The sequence below is a fragment of the Streptomyces sp. B15 genome (assembly GCF_018070605.1).
GTDB lineage: Bacteria > Actinomycetota > Actinomycetes > Streptomycetales > Streptomycetaceae > Streptomyces > Streptomyces smyrnaeus.
Genome location: NZ_JAGPXJ010000178.1, coordinates 1 through 5,804, shown reverse-complemented (window position 1 = coordinate 5,804; position 5,804 = coordinate 1). Strand labels below are relative to the sequence as shown.

Sequence of the window (5,804 nt, the reverse complement as noted above, 5' to 3'; positions counted from 1 at the left end):
TGGCCCGGGAGTCCGCCCCGGCCGCCGTGCGGCCCCGGGATTTTCAACGCGTTCACGCCTCGGTGACCGGAATCCTTCATCACCGCGCCTGTGCCTGTGTTTCGGTGGAGACATACCCCGGGCGGAACCTCCCCCACAAGGGCCGGGGACATTTTCGGACCGTACACCTGGGGCGCCATGGCCCCGGCGTTGTCGGTGCGCCCGTTGCGGCCACCGGACCGGCAACAGCCGTGCACGGGCCGGTGTGGCCTGCCGCTGCGTCGCAGTTCACAGGCGGTCGGAAGGGAAAGCCACCGGTGGCGCGGGCAGTTGCCGGCCCGCGCCGGAAAAAGTCCAAAAACATGACCTGCTCCGTATGGCTCCGGCGCCGCTCCGGCGAGCGCTCCCCGCAGCCGCGACCGGCCGTATCGGCCGTCCCCCGGCCGTGGCCCGTGTCGACCGGAGCAGTGCCTCCTCCCGCAACGGGAGCCCCTGGACCGTCGGGGGAGAGGTCCCTTCCCGCCGAGGGGAGGTCCGAGAGGCCGCTTCCACGGAAGGAGAGGCAAGGAACATGCCCCCAGCACATGACCGACCAGCGCCGCCGGCGCCATGGGAGCCACCGCCCGACATCGTCCATCTCTTCCCCGGCCAGGGGGATTTCGCCGTCTCACCGCTGGTGACTGCCGCTCGCGCCCATTCCGTGGTGCGCGTCGCCGTGCGGGAGGTGTTCGCGCGGGTCGACGAGGCGAGCGGGGAGTACGGGATCCCCGCTCTCGGCCCCGCCCTGCTGGGTGACACACCGCCGAGCGGCAGGAAACTGGCCGCGGGCCCGGTGGGCACCCCGCAAGTGGCGCTGTTCGGTGCCTCCATGGCGATCCACCGGGCACTGTGCGCGATCGGTGCCGCACCCCGGCGCATCGTCGCGGTGAGCTTCGGAGAGATCGCCGCCCTCACCGCCGCCGGGGTGTTCGACCTTGCCGACGGTACCCGTATCGCCTGCAGGCTCTCCCGCTGTCTGAGCCGCTGCCCCGGCGGTATGACGCTGCTCGCCGCCGGCGCCGGCGAGGCGGAGAAACTGATCGACGCCTCGGCGAGCCCAAGGGTGGCGGTGGCCTGCGTCAACGACTCGGACGAAACCGTCCTCAGCGGCCCCACCCATGAACTCTCCCAGGTGGAGAGGTGCGCGGAGGAGCACGGGGTGGCCGCTGTCCGGCTCCGGCTGTCCTTCACCTCCCACCACCCGTCACTGACCGCCCGGGCCGCGGAGTTCGAGGCGGCGATCCGCACCCTGCCCGCACGGCCGGGCCACACACCTGTCCACTCCGCCGTCCACGGCGGGCCGTACGGAAGGGACGACGACGTGCACCGTGGGCTGGCCGCCTGCCTGCCCTGCCCCGCACGGTTGCCCGACGTCCTCCGCCAGGCCGGGGCCCCGGGCCCCACGCTGCTGCTGGAGTGCGGCACGGGCCACGCACTGACCCACAACGCCCAGCGCGTCCTCGCCCACCGGAACGGCGTTTCGGCCCGCAGCCCGCTCACCGACCCGGACTTCCCCTGGGAGCGCCCGCACCGCCTCGGCCAGGGCCCCGCACCGGCCGAAGCCACAGCGGCCGCACCCGGCACCGCACCCCTCCGCGAGCCTCAGGGAGAGAGCGCGTGACCCCGACACCCCGCAGCCCTCAGCCACCGGCCGCCCCGCCCTTCCTGCCCTCCCCTCCGTCCCTGCCCCAGCGGATGGCCGACCCCTTACGGACGGACCAGGCCCGCGCCCTCGCGGAAGCCCTCGGTCCTCTCCGGCCCCCCGAACCGGGGGAGGCGACGAGCCGCAACCACCGGACGCACCATGAACTGGAGCGGCTGGCCAAGGTGGTGCCGCCCGCCGGCGTACTGCTGAAGGACCCCGAGTGGATGGCCGCGCTGAGCGCCTGCACCGTGCTTGGCGATCCCGCGCTCTACATGACGGTCGTCAATCACTACGTCCTGTGCCTCGGCTCCGTCGTCGACTCGGCAAGCGAGCAGCAACTGGCCGCGGCGGACCTCGCTCAGGTGGTGGGCGCCCTGGAGAGCGGCTACCGCAAAGGGGTCTTCCTGGTCACCGAGATCGGCGATGCCAACAGCCACCTGGCGATCCGTACCACCGCTGAATTCGAGCCGCAGCGCGGAGAGTTCGTCCTGCGCACCCCGGACCCGGGCGCGGCCAAGTTCTCCGGTGTCGGCGTGCCCGGCAGGCCGCAGTCAGCCGTGGTGTGCGCCCGGCTGATGGTGGGGGGCAGCTGCCGGGGGGTCCACCCCTTCCTGGTCGACCTGTGCGACGAGCGACGCACCTCTCCCGGGGTGGAGATCTCCGGCGCCCTGGGCGTGGAGGCCCTGCCGCTGGAGTACGCGCTGGTGCGGTTCGACGGCGCGCGACTGCCCTACGACCGCTGGCTGCGCGGTACGGCACGGATCGACGCCGACGGGGCCTACCACGATCCACTCGGCGACGACCCCGACCGTGCGCTGCGGCGCACGCTGGACGTCGGCCGGCTGCTGTGGGCGACGGTGCCGTCGGCCGCCGCGGCGACCGCCCGCGCGTCCGCCGTCGCGGCGTTGCGCCACTCCCAGCACCGGCGCTCGCACGGTCGGCTCGCTCCGGAAGCGCCTGTGCTGGCCTACAGCACACAGCAGCGCGCGCTGTTCGGCGCGGCGGCGGAAGCGTTCGCCCTCAACTGCGCTGCCACCGCCGCGCTGGACATCTGGCAGCGGTCGCGGGACGCCCGCCCGGACGCCACCGCCGAAGCCGCCGAAGCGTCCCAAGGCGGCCGGGCGGCGGAAACGGCGTTCTCCCCGTGGGCCTCGGTCGACCGCCGGCTGTCCGCCTTCAAAGCACTTGCGGTGGACGGCGCGGCCCGGATCTCGGCCGAGTGCCGCCGCCGTTGCGGCGTCGCCGGACATCTCACCGTCAACCGGCTCAGCGGCTACGCGGGCTTCGCGGAGGCCTTCGACGCGGCCGGCGGCGACAACCGGCTCGTCCTGCTGGACCTCGGCCGTGCCCTGGCCGACGAGGCCGCACCCGCCGACGAGGCCCCTGCCGGCGGCTCTTCCCGGCCGGCCGACACCGACGACCCTGACTGGTGGCTGTCCGTGGTCGGAACGCTGGAACAGCGGCTGACGGCCGGCCTTCGGACCGCGCTCGAAGAAGGCCGTCAGCAGGGGCTGGAGGGCATGGACCTGTGGAACCCGCTGTTGGAGCGGACCCGTCAGCTGGGGCAGGTCCATACGCTCAGGCTCGCCGCGCAGTCCGTGGTCGACGCCGTGAGCGCGGCGCGTGGCCACGATCCGGCCCAACGGGCGCTGGTCGCCCTCTACGGCATCACACAAGCGCTGCGGCTGGCCGGACCGCTGCAATGGACGGGCGTGCTCTGCCGGGAGACCGCGGCCTCGCTGGAAGCGGCAGCCGACCGGCAGTGCACGCGCCTCGCGCCGTACCTGGACGAGGTCGCTGCCCGTCTGGCACCCCCCGAGACGCTCTGTGCCACCCCCTTGGCCGCGCCCGACTACGCGGCCGCGCTCCACTCCACCCTCACCCGGCCCGACGGAGGACGCTCGTGACCGGCACCTTCCCTTCTCCCACTTCGTCTCCCGCTTCCTCTCCCGCTGCCGCGGACGGTGCGGAGCGACCCCGTATCGGCGTACTCGGTATGGGCACCTATCTGCCCACCCGACAGCGCTCCAACGACGAGGTCGCACGCGCGACCGGAGTCAGTCCCGGCTGGATCGCCGAACGCACGGGCGTGCACAAGCGCCATACGGCCGCCCCGGACGAGGCCGCCTCCGACATGGCGGCGGCGGCCGTACGCTCCGCCGTGGCGGCGGCCGGGCTCGACACGGACCAACTGGACCTGCTGGTGCTGGCGACCTCGACCCCCGACGAACTGGGTCCGGCCACCGCCTGCCGGGTCCAGGCCCTCACCAAGGCACGCAACGCGGTCGCGCTCGACGTCAGCGCGGCCTGTTCGGGCTGGCTGTTCGCGGCCCGCGTCGCCCGTGACTACCTGGGCGCACAGGCCGGCCCGCGCCATGCGGTCGTGGTCGGCGTCGAGGCGTACTCGAAGTTCCTCGACCCCGCCGACCGGGCCACCGCCGTGCTGTTCGCCGACGGCGCCGCCGCCTCGGTGCTGGGCCCCGTCCCCGCCGAAGAGGGCTTCACCGACTTCCAACTCGGCTCCGACGGGGCCCTGGCCGACCATGTGCTGATCCCCGCCGGGGGAAGCCGGGCACCGGCGAGTGTCGGCACCCTGGCCGAGGGACGGCACACCATCCATATGGACGGGCGTGCCGTGCGGGACTTCATCGTCGAGATGTTCCCGGTCGTCGTCTCCGACAGCCTGGCCCGCAACGGGCTGCGCATGGACGACATCGACTCCTTCGTCACCCATCAGCCCAACCCCAGGATGCTGCGCTCGGTCGGCACGGCGCTGGGCATACCGCCAGGCCGGCTGCCGATCGTCGCGGACGAGGTGGGCAACATCGGCGCCGCCTCGACGCCCTTCGCCCTGGCCGCGGCGGCCGTGGACGGGCCGCTGCAGCGCGGGGACCGCATCCTCCTCGCCACCTTCGGAGCCGGCATGACATGGGGCAGCGCGCTGCTCACCTGGAGCGGTGCCCCCGTCATCCGCACCGCCCCCACCGCAGAACCCGAGGAAAGGAGCGCGCGGTGAACACCACACCCCGCACCACGGCCGAGGCCTTCCGACTCGACGGCGCGCGTGCCCTGGTGACCGGTGCGTCACGCGGTATCGGACGCGCCGTCGCCCTCGTGCTCGCCGACGCCGGAGCGGATCTGGCGCTGTCGGCGCGCAGCGAGGAGGCGCTGAAGGACACCGCGTCGGAGGTCGCCGACCGGGGACGGACAGCCGTGCCGGTACCCGGCGACTTCGCACAGGCCGCCGCTGCCGGAGCCGTGGTCGACGAGGCGGCCGACGCGCTGGGCGGGCTCGACGTCGTCGTGCACAACGCCGGCATGCTGCCCAGTGAACCCGACGGCACCCCGCGGCTCGCTCCTCTGCAGCACACCTCGCAGGAGGACTGGGACTCCGTGGTGACCGTCAACCTCAACGCGTCGGCCGCGCTGTGCCGGCACGCCCACCCGTACCTGGCCGCGTCCGACCGGGCCGGCCTCGTGCTGATGTCCTCGGTCGCCGGCGCGGTGGGCACCCCCATGATGGAGGCGTACGCGGCGACCAAGGCGGCGCAGATCTCCCTCGCCCGCAGCCTGGCCGCGGGCTGGGCGCGGGAGGGCATCCGCGTCAACGCGCTGTGCCCCGGGTGGACCCGCACCGACATGACCTCGTTCGCCTCGCGGACCGCTCCGCTCTCCGACTGGCTGATGGCGCACGTGCCGCTGGGCCGCTGGGCCGAACCGGAGGAAGCAGCCTGGGCCGCGTTGTATCTGGCCTCGCCCGCCGCGGCCTTCCTGACGGGTCAGGCCCTGCTGCTGGACGGCGGACTCTCGGTGCCCGACGGCGGCCTCGCGGGTATCCCCAAGCCCGCCTCACCCTTCGCCGAGGTGTGATCCGGTGACGGCCCCCCAGACCTTCTCGACCGACGGGCGTGCCACCGTCGTGTGCGGCATCGGCGCCTCGCTGCCTCCCCAGGTGCGGAGCAACGAGGACGTCGCGCACGACGGCGGGCTCGCCACCACCGACGCGTGGGTCCGCTCGCGTACGGGCATCGCCCGCCGCCGTCGGGCCGCAGCCGGAGTCGCCACCGGCGACCTGGCCGCCGCGGCGGGCCGGGCCGCGCTGGAATCCGCCGCCGCCCGCCCCGACATGCTGCTCCTGGCC

At 73.9% G+C, this 5,804-nt stretch carries 4 protein-coding genes and 1 pseudogene; all 5 read left to right on the top strand.

What is annotated here, in order from left to right; genetic code table 11:
* Positions 1-550: 550 nt before the first annotated feature.
* Positions 551-1,639, top strand: a complete 1,089-nt coding sequence (locus tag KBY19_RS35475) for an acyltransferase domain-containing protein (RefSeq protein WP_210967483.1) — start codon at positions 551-553, stop codon at positions 1,637-1,639.
* Complete coding sequence (locus KBY19_RS35470; protein WP_210967482.1) at positions 1,636-3,570, top strand: hypothetical protein; 1,935 nt, start codon at positions 1,636-1,638, stop codon at positions 3,568-3,570. Before KBY19_RS35475 ends, KBY19_RS35470 begins: the two co-directional genes overlap by 4 nt.
* On the top strand, positions 3,567-4,679 hold the full coding sequence (locus KBY19_RS35465; RefSeq protein WP_210967481.1) for a 3-oxoacyl-ACP synthase III family protein: 1,113 nt from the start codon (positions 3,567-3,569) through the stop codon (positions 4,677-4,679). The genes KBY19_RS35470 and KBY19_RS35465 overlap by 4 nt, the downstream gene beginning before the upstream one ends.
* Positions 4,676-5,533, top strand: coding sequence for an SDR family NAD(P)-dependent oxidoreductase (locus KBY19_RS35460; protein WP_099885813.1), 858 nt, complete (start codon positions 4,676-4,678; stop codon positions 5,531-5,533). The genes KBY19_RS35465 and KBY19_RS35460 overlap by 4 nt, the downstream gene beginning before the upstream one ends.
* A gap of 4 nt (positions 5,534-5,537) precedes the next feature.
* Positions 5,538-5,804 (top strand): annotated as a pseudogene (locus KBY19_RS35455) (3-oxoacyl-ACP synthase); the annotation flags it as partial.

Bases quoted from the DNA above. Each gene is read 5' to 3' on its own strand.
- KBY19_RS35475 (WP_210967483.1), top strand. From the start codon at position 551: ATGCCCCCAGCACATGACCGACCAGCGCCGCCGGCGCCATGGGAGCCA.